We start from the raw sequence: 19,329 nt of genomic DNA on the forward strand, positions 1-19,329 counted from the left end.
ATGGATGGTGTACTTTGCAGCGGAATCGTGGTGCACTTTGTAGCGGAATCGTGGCGACCTTTGCAGCGGAATATCCAAATGACGATTACGTAGAGCCGAAAGTACTCGTTTTCAAAAGTCCACAACCTCGCTAAGTGGCAAAACGTTACGTATTAAGGAAAAGAAATATAGAGAAAATATGAACAAAATAACTTTTTTAGCATTATTTGCTACAATTTTAACTTCTTACGGACAGAACTACGACGATTTAATAAAAAAAGCAGATTCTTGCTATGAAATAAAAAATTATACAATCTCAACAGCCTTTTTTGAAAAAGCCTTTAAGACCAAACCTGAGTTAAAAGAAAATTTTTACAATGCAGCTTGCGCTGCATCGCTTGCAAATGACAAAAAGAATTCATTAAAATGGTTGGAAACCGCAATAAATAATGGATTCGATAATTTAAATCATATCAACACAGATTCTGATTTAGATAATGTCCGAAATGAGAAAAAATTCAACAAAATTATTTCAGATCTTCAAAAAAAGACAGAATTAGTGGAAGCAAAATACGATAAGCCATTACAAAAGGAATTACTTGAGATATTAAAAGAAGACCAAGAAATAAGAAATCAGTATTTTTCTGCACAAAAAAAATACGGCTACCAAGGGAAAGAAATGGATAGCTTAGGAAAAATTATGGTTCTAAAAGACAGTTTGAACTTAAAGAGAATCGTAAAAATATTGGATGAAAAAGGTTGGGCTGGGAAAGATGTCGTTGGTCAACAAGCAAACCAAACAGTATTTCTTGTAATTCAGCATTCAAATTTAAAAATCCAACAAAGGTATTTACCAATGATGAGAGAAGCCGTGAAAAAAGGAAATGCAAATTCTGATTCGTTAGCATTGTTAGAAGATAGAGTTGCATTAAGACAAGGTAGAAAACAAATTTACGGTAGTCAAGTAGGAACAAATCCTGTAACAAAAACTCAATATGTACTTCCTTTAGAAGATCCTGACAATGTAGATAAAAGAAGAGCAGAAGTTGGTCTAGATCCTTTGTCTGATTATGTTAAATTTTGGAATATTGTTTGGGACATAGATCAGTATAAAAAAGATTTACCTGAAATTGAAAAAATGAGTAAGCAGAAAAATTAGATCATTCACTATGCAAGAATCCTTTAGTAAGGTTCTTGTATAGATGCTTTACCAGCTTCATAAATAACTCCTGACTCTGTAATCTCTCCTATTCTAGAATATAATTAGATACGTTTGTAAAAAATACTCTTAGTTTTATTGCTTCAATCCTTGCAATAATTCTTTGTAATTCTTAGCTCATCTCGATGCAGCCTCTGTTTATCTTTTTGATACAAGAACTCCTATATCGTTTATGCGAAGATTTCTGCTTTGTCTAAATGACAAACGTTGCAGAAAACCTTTACAGAGGCATCTTTGCAGGAGATTCAATTTTAGGCGATTTTTAAAATTCTATTAATTGGGATTCCAACTCCTTTTTTTAACACAACACTTTCATCCGTTAATGCCCAAACTGTGGTTTCGACCATTTTTTGTGACAAATCATCTTCAAAGAAAATTTGAATTTTTGAATGTTCTAAATTCCCTAAGGAAAGCGCGCGTTCTAATTCATTTTTTCTTTGGCTAATAGCCATATCGTCTTCTAAGACTTCAGTATGTGGAAATTTTAAAGTTTCTATCTTTTCCTTCTCGATGATCTCAAAATTTATAGTCATAATTATTTAATTTGTATTAATAAATAGCTCCATTGCTTTAGTACACTATCTACATTTAAATGGCGATAGTATAACAAATATAAATACATTTTACTTCTTGCTAACTTGTGTTATTATTAATTTAACAAACCTTTAATTACTTTTATATCTTGGCTTCTTTACTTTTTAGCTTTTAATTCAAACGAGCAAAACCAAGAAAAATGGAATAGCTATTTGTACTGAATTAATCTAGCTATTCTAGTCCCTTCTGAATTTGTGCCAGGTCCTACTTTAGCATATAATTTGATACGTTTATGCAAAATGTTCTAAGCATAATTACTTGGTTACTCACAATGACGAAGTTTGAAGAAATTCTTTTTGTGTTTTTTAGCAAATCCCTGAATTTGCTCTATGTATCTTTGTGAAACAAAAATCTTATATGGTCTTCTATTATTAAAACGATATAAAAAGCAAAAAACTTGTATCTGTTAAAAAACTGCAAGTTTCTCCGTTTCCTTTTTATCTCTTTGTGAAACAAACTACACTAATACCTACTATAAAATGAAAACGAAGTCAAGGATAACATCAATACTAAAAGCGAGTAGTCTGGACTCTTCTATTACTGGGATACAAACTTTTGATTTATCATCCTTAAACAGGACAACTGATCTGGAATTTCAACTACCAACCAACGTGAGATTGGGACATTTAGTAGAAAAAATTGTTTCTGAATTAATTAAATCATCAACTAACTACAAAGTGCGATATGAAAATATACAGATAATTGAAGATAAAAAAACTATAGGCGAAATTGATTTTATTATTGAAGATGAAAATACAGAAAAGTTAATCCATTTGGAATTGGCTTATAAGTTTTATGTGTTTGACCCAAGTATTTCTGCGGAACCAATAAATAATTGGATTGGTCCAAATAGAAATGATTCTTTGAAAGAGAAATTAGAAAAATTAAAAACAAAACAGTTTCCTTTACTTTACCATAATTGTACTAAATCATCGTTTGATACTTTAGCAATCGACACGATTTCTCAAGCAATCTGTTTATTAGTTTCCTTATTTATTCCTTATCAATACAAAGGAACTTTTAGCCCTATATATGCAAAAGCCATAAAAGGCTACTATGTAAACCTTGGATCATTTATTAACTTGGATAATCCCGAAAAAAACTATTATATCCCTTCAAAAAAGGAATGGGGAATGGATCCATCAGAAAACGAAATTTGGAACCACTTTAATGAAATAAAAAAATATATTCACACAAGTATTAAAGAGAAACAAGCGCCATTGTGTTGGCAAAAACACAAAGATTCCTATTTAGAATTTTTTATTGTGTGGTGGTAGCAGGTTTATTTTTGATCATTAAAAAAAAGCAGAACTGACTACTGTAGGGAATTAAAGAAAGGCCATCTAAAAATATAAAAACTATGAAGATAAAACTAACAATCTGTTTACTGGCACTACTAGTATTTGCATGCAACAAACAAAAAAGCGACGAAACTAAAAGCAACGCTACCTCGACTTCTGTTGATACAGTTCAAGTAATGAAGTCCATTGAGCAAAAAAAACAAATAGCTACAGCATTTTCAAATGAAAATTTTCGCCAAGTAACGGTAGAAAAGATAAATGATAATAAGTTCCGTATACAAGGACAAGCTCAAGTTTGGGAAGCAAACATTAATTGGGTAATTGAGGATGGACATAACGAATTGAAAAGCGGTTTTACAACCACCGACGCTGGCGCACCAAAATGGGGTAACTTTGACTTTACATTTGATATTGAGAAAAAAGAGGAGTTTTCAACGTTAACTCTTATTCTATTTGAAGTAAGCGCAAAAGACGGTATCCGCAACCATGAATTACCAATACCTCTCAATTGACGGCGCAAGGATCTCTGGTAATTCCATTCTGTCGCAAGCATCTGTCTTCTTCTAAAATATGCAAAGAATATAATCTTTACCAATACAAAGCCAACCTTAAAAGAATGGTTTTTACATAATCGAAAAAGTAATTAGAAATACAAACTTTTTAAAGTTCCGTAAAAATAGAAATATCCAAATTAGTTTTAACTATTACATTTTTTGGTCCAACATCTTCATTGGGCCTATCAAAAGAAAGCAAGATATTACCCGCTTTTTGATAGTTATTCCAAGGTTTTACGAACTTGTAAACTCAACTATCCAGAATTAACTAAAAGTCAAAAATAATTTTAATTTTAGATAATTCTACAATTGAAGTAGAATTAAAAATAATGGGGTTCATATAAGAGCCGTTTGGTAAGATTGCGGGGTTTAGTGGAATTACCAATTTATTACTTATCTTCGTTCAGTAGAAAAACTCTGTTGCCTCTCGAAGGCGCGGGAAGTTGAGTCCTACACTATTGGGACAGTGCTAACATCAAGCTTTGTGCCATTAAGTAAAGATGACAAACACTAATACAAAATGAAAATTACAAAAGACAGTTTCTTTATTTCCGTCATCATATTTACTATTTTAATTTTGATCGTAGTATTCTCGTTAAAGAATATTTATGAGTTAAATAATAATTCTAACAAGGTTATTCATACTTACGAGGTGCAAATGGGTTTGGCTAACAATCTTTCATTGTTAAAAGATATTGAAACTGGTGCAAGAGGTTTTGCCTTGACAGGGAATAAAGCTTATATAGAACCTAATGCTTTGGCTAAGCCAAAAATTAAAAAAAACATTTTGCATTTGCAGAATTTGGTTAAAGATAACCCAATTCAAGTAGTAAAACTGGATTCGCTTAAACAACTTATTGATTTAAAAATTGCATCAAGTGTCGAAATTATTAATGTCAGGGAGCAGATTGGATTAAGTGCAGCAATCGAAATTATTTCAACACAGAGAGGAAAACGAATAATGGACGACATTAGAAAACTCTCCTATAACATGGATAAATTAGAAGAACGATCATTAATTGATAAAAATAAAATTGCCGTTGACAGTTATTTCCTTGCCCAACTTTACGTTATTTTAGGAGGCATTATCTCCATATTAATCGCAACTTTTTTAATGATTATTAATAACAAATCCTTAAAACTGAAAAAACATCTCCTGAAATCGGAAGAAGTATTAACCGTAGCATTATCTTCCAAACAACAATTTTTAGCCAATATGAGCCATGAAATCCGCACACCAATGAATGCGATTCTTGGATTTACAAAGACTATGTTAAAAACAGATTTAGCACCTAAGCAAAAAGAATATTTGGATGCTATAAAAACCAGTAGCGATGGATTAATCATACTCATTAATGATATACTGGATTTAGCAAAAGTAGATGCAGGTAAAATGACATTTGAACAAATACCTTTTAAAGTGGAATCTTCAATATCAAGCATGATTCAGGTATTTGATTTAAAAATTAAGGAAAAGAATTTAGAGTTAGTTAAAGAATATGACAAGAAAATTCCAGAAGTGTTAATAGGTGATAAAGTACGTCTACACCAAATTCTTTTAAACCTTTTGGGTAATGCTCTAAAGTTTACATCAAAAGGAAAAATTACCATAGCTGTTCGTTTGTTGAATGAAGATGAAGAGAAAGTAACCATTGAGTTTGCAATTACCGACACAGGAATAGGAATAGCAGAAGATGAATTAGAATACATTTTTGAAAACTTTCAACAAGCAACAAGTTCATCTTCTAGAGTCTTTGGAGGAACAGGATTAGGACTTGGCATCTGTAAACAATTAGTGGAAAAACAAGGAGGAACTATTTCGGTAAAAAGTAAAATTAACGAAGGAGCAACGTTCAGTTTCACTTTAACCTTTAAAAAAACCAATGCAGCAATTAAATCAGAAACTATAGACTTAGAATTGGATGATGAAATCAAGGTTATAAAAGTACTATTGGTTGAAGATATTAAACTAAATCAATTATTAATGAAAATAATTTTGGACGATTTCAACTTCAAATATGATATTGCTGACAATGGAAAAATTGCTATTGAGAAACTACAAACAGAATCTTACGATATTATTTTGATGGACTTGCAGATGCCCGAAATGAATGGATTTGAAGCTACAGAATATATTCGCAACACAATGAAGTCAAAAATTCCAATCATTGCTTTAACAGCAGATGTAACAACAGTTGATGTTGAAAAATGCAAAGAAATAGGTATGAATGATTATATTTCAAAACCACTTGACGAAAGAGTTTTATATTCTAAAATTATTGAATTAGTGGAACGTTAGACTTATTATATAAGCTTGCGAAAGCATCGTTTTCCCCAATGTCTTGTCCTGAAATAGCTAAAGATTCTAATCTTTAACAATAAAAAACCAGTCTAAATAGAGACTGGTTTTTTTATAATCGAAATGTAAATAAAAATACTTACTTTTTAAAGTTCCGTAAAAATAGAAGCATCCAGATTAGTTTTAACTATTACATTTTTTGGACCGACATCTTCATTAGGTCTGTCAAAAGAAAGCAAGATGTTACCCGCTTTTTGATAGTTATTCCATGGCTTCAAGAACTTTGGCTCAGCATCATTAAAATTTTTATAATACGCCCATTGCTGTATTAAGTGATTTTCTTTATCGACATACAGCCAGTATTTATTTTCGGGAGTTACGCCTACAGCACTAAAAGTAAGTTGCAAGATATCTGCCGTTTTACCATTTGGTAATTTGTCTGTCTTAACATAAGTAAGGTGCACTCCAGGATCTTGTAATTTCCAAGGCATCACAAGCCAATACGAATCATTAATCCACCAATTCTTCCCTTTTTCAAGCAAACCGTTCGCCTTAGTTTCGTCTTTTACTAATATACCATTCTCGTATACCTTCCCTTTTAACGTGTTGATATTTACTAAAATCACTTGATTTGCTGTTGGGTTCTCTACTCGAACATCTCCCGTCCATTTATCCCAAATGAGTTTTCTGTTCACAAAATCCCATTCGATAAAATGAGTGTTATTGTAATTATTCTCTCCGCCCATAGCAGTTAGCATTTCTTTTACGATTGCATCCGCTTTTTTATCCTTCGATTGAGCCAATATTGAGCTGCTGCTAAAAGTTAATGTGATGACAATTAGAGCTGCTTTAAAAATAGTTTTCATAATCATGTATTTGATTGATTCTAAGAAACAAAAATAGTCGCTTTTTCTTATCTTTTAAATTTAAGTCTCATTATATATACTTATATCTTCATTACTATTACTTATTGTTGCTTTCCATATCGAAATATACCGCGCATATTATTCTTACCTTAGCACTCTTAGAAACAAGCGACAAGAAAAAAATATAAAATGCAAACAATATTAGGAGCTAACGGAATAATAGGTGAAGAATTAGCACATGAATTACGTAAAAATTATAGTGACCAAATTAGATTAGTGGGACGCAACCCCCAAAAAGTACATCCAGAAGATCTTCTTTTTAAAGCAAACCTACTCGATCCAGAAAATGTCATTTTAGCACTTGAAAATACTGAGATTGCCTATCTAACAGTGGGCCTTCCCTACGATTCTGAAATATGGCTTACGGATTGGTTAATTGTTATGCAAAACACAATCGCCGCCTGTAAAAAGAACCGCTGCAAACTCGTTTACTTTGATAATACCTACGCTTATTCCCAAGGTAGCAAAATCCAAACTGAAGAAACGCCTTTTAGTTCTGAAGGAAAAAAAGGAAAAGGAAAGAAACTGGCTGCCGAATTGCTATTAAAAGCGATAGCGAACAAAGAAATCGAAGCAGTAATTTGCAGAGCACCTGAGTTCTATGGTCCTGGTAAAACGAAAGGTCTTACTAATAGTTTGATTTTCGAAAATCTTAAAAATGGAAAAGAACCTAAGGTATTCCTAAAAGATTCTGTACTACGAACACTAATCTTTACTCCTGATGCCAGTAAAGCGATGGCGTTAATTGGTAATACGGCTGATACCTATGGGCAAACCTGGCATTTACCTTGTGACGACAATAGATTAACCTACAAGCAATTTATTGCCGAAATCGGACGCCAATTAGGACGAGAAATACAATACAAAGTACTCAGTAAATTTGTCCTAAAAATAGGTTCCTTCTTTGACCATAACCTTAAAGAAACTCAGGAATTACTGCCTCGTTATGCGATTGATAATATCTTTGATTCTTCAAAATTCAAAACTAGATTCCCAAATTTTAAAGTAACGGCATACTCAGAAGGAATTAAAACAATAATTAACGACTTTAAGATAACCTAAATAACAAAAGGCAAAACAAAGTATATTTTCGAATCTTTAACACTACACTATAATTACACTAAGTAAACTGAGCAAATGTATCCCGACTTTTCACGCACTACATTTGCTTTTACTTATTTACGAATCTTTCTAAGTATAAGATTTCTTTGTGGTCCTTTGTTAAACAAAACTTAAATATTCTTAGGTCTCGTGTCTTTTTAAAGAGAAAAAATGGACATTCTTGTGATTCTGAAATGGAGTTTTACCTCTTTGGAACAAATACTATTTTCATAATCATTTACGAATATATTAGTTAGCTTTAAGAGTAGCCCGTATTCCAATAATCAATCGTCTTCATAATTACTCCAACCAAAATTATTTCAATAAAGATATCCTTAACATTAACTGGCAATTTTTCACATTAATTTATTATAGTTTATGACTATCTTAGCTAAAACAAAAAAACGCTAATAGAGCAAAACCGATCAATACTGATTGAATAGCTAAAATTGAGTAGTAACTACAAGGGATTTACAGCAAATCAGAAAAAACCATCTTGGTTTTGAATATACCATTCTTAGCAATGTCAATGGCACTCCATCATTTTTTATAGACGGAAATAAATTTTACCAAGCCCTATAATTTATAAGGCATTAATTCAGAAGAGCGTTTACCAACACTTTTCAAAAAACAATAAATATGTCAAAAAAAGTAGCAGACCAAATCGTAGAGATGTTGATTAGTAATAATGTAAAAAGAATATATGCTATCACTGGTGATAGTCTAAACGAGTTAAATGACGCCGTTAGAAGAAATGGAAAAATTAAATGGATTCACGTTCGCCATGAAGAAGTTGGCGCCTATGCGGCAGCGGCTGAAGGAGAATTAGATGGACTAGCTTGTTGTGCAGGAAGCAGCGGACCAGGGCATATACATTTAATAAATGGTTTATATGACGCTAACCGTTCAGGTGTTCCAATTATCGCCATTGCGTCAACGATTAATACGCCTGAATTTGGAGTTGATTATTTCCAATCAACTAATACTTATAAATTATTTGATGATTGTAGTGTGTACAACCAAATAGCGACTACACCCACTCAAGTGCCACGAATGCTACAAACGGCAATCCAAAATGCTATTCACAAAAAGGGAGTTGCTGTCTTTGGTTTACCTGGTGATGTATCTGCTATGCCTGCCATAGAAAGTGCTACTTCAATGTATAATTATCATAGTGAAACCGTTTTTAGACCATCGGACAACGAAATACAAAAATTAGCAGATCTCGTTAACAAACATCCCAAAATTTCTATTTACTGTGGTATTGGCGCTAGAGAAGCTCATGATGATATTATAAAACTGGCTGCACTACTAAAAGCTCCTATTGGCTATTCTTTTAGAGGAAAAATGGGAATGCAACACAATAATCCTTATGAAGTGGGTATGACAGGTTTGCTCGGTGTTCCATCTGCGTATCACGCGATGCACGAATCTGATGTTGTACTATTACTGGGAACGGATTTTCCTTACGAACATTTTATGCCCGTAACGAACAAACTTGTTCAAGTTGATGAAAAACCAGAAAGATTAGGTAGACGCGCAAAATTAGAAATGGGTTTAACCGGAAAAATAACGGATACGATTGCCGCATTATTGCCACTAATCAAAGAAAAAGAAGATGATAGTTTCTTAAATGCGCAATTAGAATTATACGCAAAAGTAAAAGAAAACCTGAACATCTATGTAGAAGATTCCGGGTCAGAAAATCATATAAGTCCAGAATTTGTAGCATCCACCATTAACGATATGGCAAATGACGATACTATTTTTACCGTAGACACAGGTATGTGCTGCGTTTGGGGAGCACGATACATTCACGGCACTGGAAAACGCAAGATGTTAGGTTCTTTCAATCATGGTTCTATGGCCAATGCCATGCCAATGGCTATAGGAGCACAATTAGCCTATCCTGACAGACAAGTCATTGCTTTTTGTGGAGATGGAGGTATTTCTATGTTATTAGGCGATCTCGCCACTATCAAACAATACAATCTACCTATAAAACTAGTTGTATTTAATAACCGTTCTTTGGGAATGGTACAATTAGAAATGCAGGTAGAAGGCTTGCCCAATAATGAAACATATATGGTAAATCCAGATTTTGAATTGGTAGCACAAGCTATGGGTTTCAAAGGAATCACTGTGAACCATCCTGATGCAGTAAAAAAGACATTAGAGGATGCCTTTATTCATGATGGACCTGTTTTAGTTAATGTATTTACAAACCCACAAGCATTAGCAATGCCGCCAAAAATGGAGTTCGAACAAATGAAAGGCTATGCTTTATCAATGAGCAAAATGATCTTGGGTGGAAACATGGATGAAGTGTTAGAAATGATAAAAACAAATTACAAGCACTTAAAAGAAGTGTTGTAATAATTGATTTTTCTAGCATATAGAAACACAAATAAACTATTATTCCCTTTTATTTTTTAGATCAAAGGAATATTTCAAATAAGTGAAAAACCCCAATTAGTATTTTTAGGCAATTTTCTGTTTTATACTAAAACAAAAATTGATTTCTATTTTTTTTTCATGATCCAACGGTCAATTTATCTTTTCATAACGACTTTACCTGTTTTTTAAATTAGTATACAAAAATGACATTATAAATACAATCACTAAAACTAACAGCTACGGTTACGTTAGACTAATAAAATGATTACAATAAGAATATCCAAACTACTTGACTGCACTCCTGCAAGCTGTTATTGAGATTCATGAGAAATAAATTAAAAAAGCAATAAAAAGAAAATACATCCTTTTCTAATTTTCCAATTTTCTATCTTTATAAAATTCACTATTTTTGCACTCTAAAATTTATACAATGTCAAATAAAAAATATAAAATAGCAGTTATCCAGCTTAATCTTAACGATGTTGCCGAAAACAACCTGAAAAAATGTTTAATTTGGGTTCGCGACGCTGCAAGTCAAGGCGCTGAAGTAATCTCTTTACCGGAATTATACAGTAGTCATTATTTCTGTCAAAGTGAAGACGTTGATAATTTTGCGCTAGCTGAACCGCTTTACAGCACTTCGTTTATAGCCTTTAGTGCTTTGGCAAAAGAATTAGGCGTGGTAATCATTGTTCCTTTTTTCGAAAAAAGAATGGCTGGAATCTACCATAACAGTGCCTATATTATTGATACTGATGGTTCAGAAGCAGGTTTATACCGAAAAATGCACATTCCAGACGATCCTCATTTCTACGAAAAATTCTATTTCACTCCTGGTGATTTAGGTTTTAAAACAATTCCAACACAAAAAGGAAAAATTGGAACATTAATTTGCTGGGATCAATGGTATCCAGAAGCGGCTAGACTTACGGCTCTTAAAGGTGCTGAGGTCTTGTTTTACCCAACAGCAATAGGATGGCATCCGGGAGAGAAAGAGCAGTATGGTGAAAACCAATATGGCGCCTGGATGAATGTCATGAAAGGTCATGCGGTTGCAAATGGCGTTTATGTCGCTGCGGCAAACAGAATTGGTTTAGAGCAATATTTACCTGATACGGACGGTATACAGTTTTGGGGAGCTTCCTTTATCGCTGGACCACAAGGTGAAATTTTGGCGCAAGCCTCACACGATAAAGAAGAAATTTTAATAGCTGAAGTTGATTTAGATTTACAAGAAAATGTCCGTCAGAATTGGCCGTTTTTTAGAGACCGACGAATTGATGCTTTTGGAGATATTACTAAAAGAGCAATTGACTAATTATGACTGAAAATAAAAGAAGGTTTCCTGCTGAATGGGAAAAACAACAAGGTATTTTACTTTGCTTTCCGCATAACGGAAAAGACTGGCCTGGAAAGTACGAAGCTATCCAGTGGGCTTTTGTTGAATATATTAAAAAAGTGGCTACTTATGAAACCGTATTTTTAGTAGTTGCCGATGAAAAACAGAAAGAAAAAGTAAGCGAAATGCTAGAAATGGCAAGAGTTAACCTAGACAATGTTTCATTTATTATTCAAAAAACGAATAGAAGTTGGATGCGTGATTCTGGTCCTATTGTAATCAAAAATGGAGACGCTAGAGAAGCCTTGAATTTTAATTTTAATGGTTGGGCAAAATATAAAAACTATCAATTAGACAAACATATTCCGGCTACAGTAGCGAACTTTCTAGATATTCCGCTTACGCAAGTTATGCATAAAGGAAAACCAGTAATTATAGAAGGTGGTGCAATTGATAGTAATGGAAGAGGGACTTTATTGACATCCGAAGAATGTTTAATGCATCCTGATATCCAGGTTAGAAATCCTGGTTTTACTAAAGCTGATTACGAAGCGGTTTTCAAGGAATACCTTGGAATTACTAATGTGATTTGGTTAGGTAACGGAGTTGAAGGAGATGATACTCATGGGCACATTGATGATTTATGTCGCTTTATCAACGAAGATACAATAGTAACAATTATTGAAACCGATGTAAATGATGCTAATTATAAACCTTTGCAAGACAATTTAAAACGTTTACAAAATGCCAAGTTAGAAAACGGAAAAGCGCCTATTGTTGTGGCTTTACCGATGCCTAAGCGAATCGATTTTGAAGATTTAAGATTGCCGGCGAGTTATGCTAACTTTCTAATAATGAATCAATGTGTTTTGGTTCCTACCTTTAATGATGCTAATGATCGTGTAGCTTTAAACATCCTTGCAGAATGCTTTCCAGATCGAGAAATCATTGGAATTAGTGCTATTGATTTAATTTGGGGATTTGGAACACTTCATTGTTTGAGTCAACAAATACCAGAATAAATATTAAGTGATTACTTTTAAATGTAAAGCAAAAAAAAACGCCAACTATGAAGTTGGCGTTTTTTTTTATGAGAAACTTTGTCTCCTATTATTTATCTTTTGTAAAAATAAAATTTTGCCCTCCCTGATGTAGAGTGAATTCCGATTTACCTTCATTGAATTGAATTTCAACTCCAGCGGGAGTAAATTTAAATTTATCAATTCCAGCAATTTCTAAAGGAAAAGGCGATTGCCCTGTCGCTTGTGTCATCAGCGTATTTTTTTCTTCAAAAAAAGTGATTTTCAAAGGAATTTGTTTACTTGAAAACGTCCCTAAATAGCCATCTAAAATAATAGCTTTTTCAATGACTCCTTTGGCAGCAGTCCATACATTATTAGCTTCATTACTATCTGGGAAAACATGGTCTGGGTCTAAAGTGATGCTTTCAATTTCCTCTGTAGAATGATGCTTAAAGGACCACTCTGTGTTTTTCTGCCAGATTTCAACTGGCAATTTAACTCTTTCTACCTTTCCACTTTTTGTTTTCACATCAAGAATGATAGGCATAGGCATTTTTTCGAAATTCTCAACGGTAATTACCACCCCTTGCTTTGGATCATTTTTTACGTATTTGATTGCATTAACCCCTTGGTCAAAACGCCAATTGTATTGAAACCAACCTCTCCAAAACCAACTTAAATCTTCTCCTGCAACGTTCTCGATAGTTCTGAAGAAATCATCTGGTGTAGGATGTTTAAAAGCCCAACGCTCCACATAAGTGCGGAAAGCCAAATCAAAACGTTCTGGTCCTAATACTTGTTCACGCAAAATAACTAAGCCTGAACTTGGCTTGTAATACGCTAAAACTCCAATATTAGCTTCCTTCATATTATCAGGAGAGCTCATAATAGTTTCTAAATCAGTACCCGTTAGAGTTTCAGCTCTTTGGTGTAAATCATTCGGTTCTGCCTTGTATTCCCCATTATTGAAGTCTACTGATGATAATGAATTAATGAAAGTATTGAATCCTTCATCCATCCAAGCGAATAAACGTTCATTTGAACCCACAATCATAGGAAACCAGTTGTGACCAAATTCATGATCTGTAACTCCCCATAAATCTTCTCCTTTAGATTTCCATCCACAAAAAACGATTCCAGGATATTCCATTCCGCCTTCATTTCCCGCCACATTTGTAGCTACTGGATAAGAGTATTCAAACCATCTTTTAGAGTAGTTTTCGATAGAAGCCTTAGTAAATTCTGTTGAACGTCCCCAAGCTTCATTTCCTGCACTTTCAACAGGGTAAGCTGATAATGCTAATGATTTTTTACCACTTGGAAGATTGATTTTAGCACCATCTAAAATAAACGCCGCCGAAGAAGCCCAAGACAAATCTCTAGCGTTTTTCAATTTGTAATGCCAAGTTTTTGTAGCTGTAGTAGTCGTATTTGCTAAAGCAGCAACTTCTTCTTCTGTACGAATCATTACTGTTTTATCGCTTTGTTTCGCTTGTGCAAATCTGCTTTGTTCAACAGCGCTATAAACAGCCGTAGGGTTTACTAACTCTCCAGAAGAAACAACAATGTGATTTGCCGGAGCTGTAATGTTTATATCAAAATCTCCATATTCCAAATAAAACTCAGAAGCACCTAAATACGGATTCGTATTCCAACCTCTTACATCATCATAAACACACATACGTGGATACCACTGAGCAATTGTAAATATCTTTCCGTTTTTAGTGTCTAAAACTCCAGTACGGTCTGAACCTTCCAAAGGAGAAATATAAGAGAAATCGATTTTAATTTTAACCGTTCCTCCTTTTGCTTTTAGCCCTTGCGGAAGAAAAACTTGCATTCTGGTATCTGTAATTAAAAATTTAGCTTCTACTTCAGTGGATTTTCCTTTAGTAGTATTAACAATTTTAACCGATTTGATTTTATGACCTCCGTCAAAGACTTCCCCTTGCGCTCCATTGCGACTACCTGTTAAAGGCACAACTGCGTTACCACGAGAATCTGCTTTGAATAAATTTTGATCTACATTCATCCAAACGAAAGACATTGCATCAGGACTATTGTTTGTATAGGTAATTATATCGGTACCAATAATCTCATTATTCTGTGTATTCAATTTTGCTGTAAGAACATAATCTGCTCTGTTCTGCCAATACTCTGCACCTGGCTGACCGCTTGCAGAACGTGTTGTTGTTCCATTTTTTGAATAAAAAAATGGTGCAAAAGCATCATGGTAATTGTAATTAGATTGTTTAGTATTAGCCGCAGTTGCAGGAACTTCTTGTGCCCATATAGACGAAATTCCCAATAATAGAGCCATATGGAGTATGACCTTGAAACGAGTGTTTTTCATGTTTTTTATTATTTGAATGCCAAATTAATAAAAAATAATCATATCATTATATTAAATTCAATGTTTAGTCAAAAATTAATAAAATTCTTACTATAATACAATAATTAGGTTTTAGTTACATAAAATAAAAATTAAGAAATATATTTACATCGATAAAAAAATTAATCCGAAATAAGACTTTCATTTTGATAACAACGATAACAAACTCTAATTTAACTGCACAAATTAAGCACTTAGGTGCCGAAATATGTTCACTAAAAAAAAACAATTCTATAGAATATATTTGGGAAGCTAATGCCGATTTTTGGGGGAAACACTCCCCTATTTTATTTCCAATCGTAGGTACTTTAAGAGATAATACCTTTAAACATAATGATGCAGCATACACTTTATCAAGACATGGTTTTGCTAGAGATATGGAGTTTGAATTAATTGAAAAGAAAAAAAATAGCGCCACTTTTGCAATTCAATCATCAGAAGACACCAGAAATAATTATCCTTTTGACTTCGAACTCCAAGTAAAGTATGAATTAGAAGACAATAGCCTATCTATTTCATATAAAGTCGTAAACAAAAGTACAGCACAAATGCCTTTTTCTATCGGTGCACATCCAGCTTTTGCTTTGTCTGGAAATTTTGAAGATTATAGTTTGCAATTTGAAAAAGACGAGCCTTTAGAATACAATCTGTTAGAAAACGATTTAATTTCTAATAAAACTAAGGTCCTTAGCGCACCTGATAGTTTGGTTCCCTTAAACTATGAATTATTTGAAAAAGATGCATTGATTTTTAAATCGTTACATTCCAAATATTTAACGATTTTAAGAAATAAGACGCCATTCATTAGAGTGCGTTATCCAAGCTTCCCTCATTTGGGAATTTGGACAAAAATAAATGCGCCGTTTCTTTGTATCGAACCGTGGTTTGGATATTCAGATTCTGTTGATAGTACTGGAAATCTAATGGATAAAGAAGGTATCCAAATAATAGAACCAAATCAGACTTTTAATGCCGCATTCAGTATTGAAATTCTATAATTCACTAAATACAACCAAAAAAGATGTTATCCATAAACTTCAATCCATTTCCAAATTTAGAAACCGAACGATTATCACTACGCAGAGTTGTCAATAATGATGTAAACGAAATTTTTGCTTTACGTTCAGACAAAGAAGTAATGAAATATATTCCGAGACCTATCGCAAAAACTCCTGAAGACGCTTTAGCGCATATTGCAACAATTGATGCCACAATTGATAGAAACGAAGGAATTAATTGGGCTATTACTTTAAAAAACAGTGATAAGCTTATTGGAGTAATAGGTCATTACCGAATCCAACCACAAAATTACCGTGCCGAAGTAGGTTATATTCTGCATCCAGATTATCATGGAAAAGGATTTATTCCCGAAGCTTTAAAAAAAGTAATCGAATATGGCTTTAATATAATGAAGCTTCATACCATAGAAGCTGTGATAGACCCAGACAATGCTGGCTCAGAAAAAGTATTGCAAAAAAGTGGATTTACTAAAGAAGCACATTTTATTGAAAATCAATTTTTTGAAGGTCAATTTTTAGATTCTATCATCTATTCATTGTTAAATAAATCTTAACATAATGTTTTTTACTTTTTAGACATGCTAAATCAATTACATTTGTGTTTAACTTCAATTTTTACTAATAAAAAGCCAATTAGCCCCCTAAATAATTGCTTGACACCTTAACTATGAAAAAAATATTCTTTTTGTTAACCATCCTTTTTGCAGTACAATCTCAAAGTCAAACCTACGTAAAAGTTAATGCTTTTACCACTTTGCTAACTGCACCAAATATAGGTATAGAGACAAAATTAGGAGAAAAAACTTCTATTCAAGTAGACATATTGGCGCTTCCATGGAAATCTATTAATGGTATTCCAAGACAATTCTACACTTTAACAACTGAATTTAGATATAATTTTAAGGAACAAAATAATGGTTTTTATGTTGGTGGTAATATCGGAGGGAGTAAATACAATTTTCAGAAATGGAATTATTTAAGAACTGATAAATATGAAATTGGTCACGGTTATATGCTTGGTGCTACAGTTGGGTACAAGGCTAAAATAAACGAAAAATTTTACTTAGAATGTTTTTTAGGAGGAGGCTGGCATCAAGGTTTCTACAAAGGCTATTTTTTAAGTACTGGTGAGCGCTATGAAACAGCGCAGCATTATAATAAAAGTGGAGAGTGGTTACCCTATAGAGGTGGAGTCATGATAGCTTATAAATTAAACTAAAATTTATTTACATTCTTCACATACAATTCTTCAACTTCTTTCCTAGCCCAATCTGTTTTTCTTAAAAAAGTAAGACTAGATTTCACGCTTGGATTATCATTGAAACATTTAATTTTTATTAATTCGCCCAAGGTATCAAAACCATAATGATCCACGAGCTTTTCCAATATCGATTTTAGTGTGATTCCGTGAAGCGGATCTTTTGACTGTTGCTTTTCCATAGCACAAATTTAAATCAATTTTATAAAAAATAGTGCCTATTCATCGATTTGTTCCTACATTTGTACTTCTATGCTAAAATCAATCAACATACTTAATAAAAGAGCCCGATACGATTATGAAATAATCGAGAAATTCACGGCGGGAATTGTTTTGGCGGGAACTGAAATCAAATCAATCCGTTTAGGAAAGGCTAATATTACTGAAAGCTTTTGCGAGTTCAGTGGTACAGAACTTTTTGCCATAAATACTTATATTGAAGAATATACTTTTGGAAATCAATTCAATCACAAAGCACGTAGTGAACGAAAATTATTGTTGAACAAAAGAGAGTTAAAAAGTTTAGCACGAAGTGTTCAAGCTAAAGGACTTACTATAGTGCCATTAAAGTTATTTACTAACGAAAAAGGATTGGCTAAATTAGAGATCGGACTTTGCAGAGGTAAAAAAACCTATGACAAACGAGAATCACTAAAAGAACAAGATACTAAACGAGATTTAGCCCGAATCAAGAAAGAATTTTAAATCGACAAGGGAAATAATTTTCCCTTTTTTATGATCTGTATTGATGACTAAATTTGTCAAGACTACTTAAATCCTGGCTTAAAAATGAAAACACTTCTCAAAGAAGCACGCGAATTAAAAAACTTAAAAACAAGGGAAGTAGCTCAACTTTTAGGAATTGATCAAGCACTTATAAGTAAATTTGAAAGTGGCTCCCGGAAACCAACAAAAGATCAAGTCTCAAAACTAGCTACACTTCTCGAAATTGATTTCGAAACAATAATGGTTTCTTGGTTAAAAGAAAAAATTATCCATGAAATTGGACAAGGTGAATTTGCTTTAAAAGCCTTACGAGCCGCCGAAGAAGAACTTAAACTAAATATTAGCCCTTCCAATAATAAAGTTTCTACAGTTCTTCAACAGCTTTTAAATGAAATAGATATATTTAAAGCAAAACTAAATACTTTTTCCACAACCGAAACTAGTGTAATCGCTCAAGCTTTAGAAATAGAATATACCCATGCTAGCAATTGGATGGAAGGAAATTCACTTTCACTAGCAGAAACTGATTTGGTTATTAATGAAGGTCAAACAATCTCTGGTAAAAGTATGCGAGAACATCTCGAAGCGATTAATCATCAGGAAGCGATCGAATTTATCAAAAATAGAGTTAAAAATAATGCCTCTTTTGGCGAACAAGAAATCATCTCCTTGCACACTATCATTTTAAGAGGAATTCTACCTAAAGAAGCTGGCCACTATCGCTCTGTAGCTATTACAATAAAAGATAGAAGCTTTAGTCCTTGTGATCCCATAGCTATCTCTCAAGAAATAGAAACACTTTTTAATTGGTATGAACAGAATAAAAATAATATACATCCAATTATATTGGCCACTACTTTAAAAGAGCGTATTATAACTATTCATCCTTTCATAAATGGAAATGGAAAAGTATCAAGACTGATTATGAATGGTGTTCTGTTACAACATGGTTACCTTATTGCAAATATAAAGGCCGACAATGAAGACCGAATTTTATATTACCAAACTCTAAAAGCAGCAATAACAAAAGAAAAAAAAGACGATTTCACGCTATTTATTGCTCAAATTGAAAAAAAAAGTTTAGAACGTTATATAAAAACTGTTAGTCAATAAAAAAGCCTCATCGTAGACTGAACCCAAAAGTTTGGACAAATTTATAATTAATTTTGATAATAATGAGCTCGATATTGTATCGGGCTCATT

Annotated in this window: 17 protein-coding genes; 13 read left to right on the top strand and 4 right to left on the bottom strand. The window is 33.0% G+C overall.

Annotation, left to right across the window (positions count from 1 at the left end; translation table 11 throughout):
- The first annotated feature begins 178 nt into the window (after positions 1 to 178).
- Positions 179 to 1,138, top strand: coding sequence for a DUF6624 domain-containing protein (locus tag QO200_RS18875; RefSeq protein ID WP_371543443.1), 960 nt, complete (start codon positions 179 to 181; stop codon positions 1,136 to 1,138).
- Positions 1,139 to 1,449: 311 nt separating this feature from the next.
- On the opposite strand, the gene QO200_RS18880 is transcribed toward QO200_RS18875, so the two are convergent.
- On the bottom strand, positions 1,450 to 1,731 hold the full coding sequence (locus QO200_RS18880; protein ID WP_371543446.1) for a hypothetical protein: 282 nt from the start codon (positions 1,729 to 1,731) through the stop codon (positions 1,450 to 1,452).
- A gap of 540 nt (positions 1,732 to 2,271) precedes the next feature.
- On the opposite strand from QO200_RS18880, the gene QO200_RS18885 reads away from it, so the two are divergent.
- From QO200_RS18885 to QO200_RS18895, 3 genes are all read left to right on the top strand, one after another.
- Positions 2,272 to 3,069: a DUF1853 family protein gene (locus tag QO200_RS18885; RefSeq protein WP_371543448.1), complete on the top strand. Its 798-nt coding sequence runs from the start codon at positions 2,272 to 2,274 to the stop codon at positions 3,067 to 3,069.
- 83 nt (positions 3,070 to 3,152) lie between these two features.
- On the top strand, positions 3,153 to 3,605 hold the full coding sequence (locus QO200_RS18890) for a Gmad2 immunoglobulin-like domain-containing protein (RefSeq protein WP_371543451.1): 453 nt from the start codon (positions 3,153 to 3,155) through the stop codon (positions 3,603 to 3,605).
- Positions 3,606 to 4,167: 562 nt separating this feature from the next.
- The gene (locus QO200_RS18895) at positions 4,168 to 5,946 is read left to right on the top strand and encodes a CHASE3 domain-containing protein (protein WP_371543454.1); all 1,779 of its coding nucleotides are present in this window, start codon (positions 4,168 to 4,170) and stop codon (positions 5,944 to 5,946) included.
- Positions 5,947 to 6,092: 146 nt separating this feature from the next.
- Here QO200_RS18895 and QO200_RS18900 read toward each other — a convergent pair whose 3' ends face one another.
- Positions 6,093 to 6,812 carry a hypothetical protein gene (locus QO200_RS18900; protein WP_371543457.1) on the bottom strand — a complete coding sequence of 240 codons (720 nt, stop codon included), beginning with the start codon at positions 6,810 to 6,812 and terminating at the stop codon, positions 6,093 to 6,095.
- A 189-nt stretch (positions 6,813 to 7,001) separates the two neighbouring features.
- On the opposite strand from QO200_RS18900, the gene QO200_RS18905 reads away from it, so the two are divergent.
- The 4 genes from QO200_RS18905 (at position 7,002) to QO200_RS18920 (ending at position 12,731) form a co-directional block, all read left to right on the top strand.
- Complete coding sequence (locus QO200_RS18905) at positions 7,002 to 7,934, top strand: NAD-dependent epimerase/dehydratase family protein (RefSeq protein WP_371543459.1); 933 nt, start codon at positions 7,002 to 7,004, stop codon at positions 7,932 to 7,934.
- A 678-nt stretch (positions 7,935 to 8,612) separates the two neighbouring features.
- The gene (locus tag QO200_RS18910; RefSeq protein ID WP_371543461.1) at positions 8,613 to 10,349 is read left to right on the top strand and encodes a thiamine pyrophosphate-dependent enzyme; all 1,737 of its coding nucleotides are present in this window, start codon (positions 8,613 to 8,615) and stop codon (positions 10,347 to 10,349) included.
- 451 nt (positions 10,350 to 10,800) lie between these two features.
- Positions 10,801 to 11,688 carry a carbon-nitrogen hydrolase gene (locus QO200_RS18915; protein WP_371543464.1) on the top strand — a complete coding sequence of 296 codons (888 nt, stop codon included), beginning with the start codon at positions 10,801 to 10,803 and terminating at the stop codon, positions 11,686 to 11,688.
- A gap of 2 nt (positions 11,689 to 11,690) precedes the next feature.
- On the top strand, positions 11,691 to 12,731 hold the full coding sequence (locus QO200_RS18920) for an agmatine/peptidylarginine deiminase (RefSeq protein WP_371543467.1): 1,041 nt from the start codon (positions 11,691 to 11,693) through the stop codon (positions 12,729 to 12,731).
- A gap of 88 nt (positions 12,732 to 12,819) precedes the next feature.
- Here QO200_RS18920 and QO200_RS18925 read toward each other — a convergent pair whose 3' ends face one another.
- Positions 12,820 to 15,084, bottom strand: coding sequence for a M1 family metallopeptidase (locus QO200_RS18925; RefSeq protein ID WP_371543470.1), 2,265 nt, complete (start codon positions 15,082 to 15,084; stop codon positions 12,820 to 12,822).
- A gap of 185 nt (positions 15,085 to 15,269) precedes the next feature.
- Here QO200_RS18925 and QO200_RS18930 point away from each other — a divergent pair, with 185 nt between their 5' ends.
- From QO200_RS18930 to QO200_RS18940, 3 genes are all read left to right on the top strand, one after another.
- The gene (locus tag QO200_RS18930; RefSeq protein WP_371543473.1) at positions 15,270 to 16,121 is read left to right on the top strand and encodes an aldose 1-epimerase family protein; all 852 of its coding nucleotides are present in this window, start codon (positions 15,270 to 15,272) and stop codon (positions 16,119 to 16,121) included.
- A gap of 23 nt (positions 16,122 to 16,144) precedes the next feature.
- Positions 16,145 to 16,696: a GNAT family N-acetyltransferase gene (locus tag QO200_RS18935; RefSeq protein WP_371543476.1), complete on the top strand. Its 552-nt coding sequence runs from the start codon at positions 16,145 to 16,147 to the stop codon at positions 16,694 to 16,696.
- A 113-nt stretch (positions 16,697 to 16,809) separates the two neighbouring features.
- Positions 16,810 to 17,361 (top strand): DUF3575 domain-containing protein, encoded by a 552-nt coding sequence (locus tag QO200_RS18940; RefSeq protein WP_371543479.1) that lies wholly within the window; start codon positions 16,810 to 16,812, stop codon positions 17,359 to 17,361.
- Here QO200_RS18940 and QO200_RS18945 read toward each other — a convergent pair.
- The gene (locus QO200_RS18945) at positions 17,358 to 17,582 is read right to left on the bottom strand and encodes a VF530 family DNA-binding protein (protein ID WP_371543481.1); all 225 of its coding nucleotides are present in this window, start codon (positions 17,580 to 17,582) and stop codon (positions 17,358 to 17,360) included. The genes QO200_RS18940 and QO200_RS18945 overlap by 4 nt on opposite strands.
- A gap of 70 nt (positions 17,583 to 17,652) precedes the next feature.
- On the opposite strand from QO200_RS18945, the gene smpB reads away from it, so the two are divergent.
- A complete protein-coding gene (gene smpB / locus QO200_RS18950) occupies positions 17,653 to 18,105 on the top strand; it encodes an SsrA-binding protein SmpB (RefSeq protein ID WP_091089906.1) in 453 nt (150 codons plus the stop codon).
- Between the two features lie 84 nt (positions 18,106 to 18,189).
- On the top strand, positions 18,190 to 19,239 hold the full coding sequence (locus QO200_RS18955) for a Fic family protein (RefSeq protein WP_371543484.1): 1,050 nt from the start codon (positions 18,190 to 18,192) through the stop codon (positions 19,237 to 19,239).
- Positions 19,240 to 19,329 lie beyond the last annotated feature (90 nt).

It is taken from the genome of Flavobacterium sp. Arc3, from assembly GCF_041431375.1.
Classification (GTDB): domain Bacteria; phylum Bacteroidota; class Bacteroidia; order Flavobacteriales; family Flavobacteriaceae; genus Flavobacterium.

Coding starts and splice junctions, on each gene's coding strand:
- QO200_RS18875 (WP_371543443.1), top strand. CDS start 179: ATGAACAAAATAACTTTTTTAGCATTATTTGCTACAATTTTAACTTCT.
- QO200_RS18880 (WP_371543446.1), bottom strand. CDS start 1,731: ATGACTATAAATTTTGAGATCATCGAGAAGGAAAAGATAGAAACTTTA.
- QO200_RS18885 (WP_371543448.1), top strand. CDS start 2,272: ATGAAAACGAAGTCAAGGATAACATCAATACTAAAAGCGAGTAGTCTG.
- QO200_RS18890 (WP_371543451.1), top strand. CDS start 3,153: ATGAAGATAAAACTAACAATCTGTTTACTGGCACTACTAGTATTTGCA.
- QO200_RS18895 (WP_371543454.1), top strand. CDS start 4,168: ATGAAAATTACAAAAGACAGTTTCTTTATTTCCGTCATCATATTTACT.
- QO200_RS18900 (WP_371543457.1), bottom strand. CDS start 6,812: ATGAAAACTATTTTTAAAGCAGCTCTAATTGTCATCACATTAACTTTT.
- QO200_RS18905 (WP_371543459.1), top strand. CDS start 7,002: ATGCAAACAATATTAGGAGCTAACGGAATAATAGGTGAAGAATTAGCA.
- QO200_RS18910 (WP_371543461.1), top strand. CDS start 8,613: ATGTCAAAAAAAGTAGCAGACCAAATCGTAGAGATGTTGATTAGTAAT.
- QO200_RS18915 (WP_371543464.1), top strand. CDS start 10,801: ATGTCAAATAAAAAATATAAAATAGCAGTTATCCAGCTTAATCTTAAC.
- QO200_RS18920 (WP_371543467.1), top strand. CDS start 11,691: ATGACTGAAAATAAAAGAAGGTTTCCTGCTGAATGGGAAAAACAACAA.
- QO200_RS18925 (WP_371543470.1), bottom strand. CDS start 15,084: ATGAAAAACACTCGTTTCAAGGTCATACTCCATATGGCTCTATTATTG.
- QO200_RS18935 (WP_371543476.1), top strand. CDS start 16,145: ATGTTATCCATAAACTTCAATCCATTTCCAAATTTAGAAACCGAACGA.
- QO200_RS18940 (WP_371543479.1), top strand. CDS start 16,810: ATGAAAAAAATATTCTTTTTGTTAACCATCCTTTTTGCAGTACAATCT.
- QO200_RS18945 (WP_371543481.1), bottom strand. CDS start 17,582: ATGGAAAAGCAACAGTCAAAAGATCCGCTTCACGGAATCACACTAAAA.
- smpB (WP_091089906.1), top strand. CDS start 17,653: ATGCTAAAATCAATCAACATACTTAATAAAAGAGCCCGATACGATTAT.
- QO200_RS18955 (WP_371543484.1), top strand. CDS start 18,190: ATGAAAACACTTCTCAAAGAAGCACGCGAATTAAAAAACTTAAAAACA.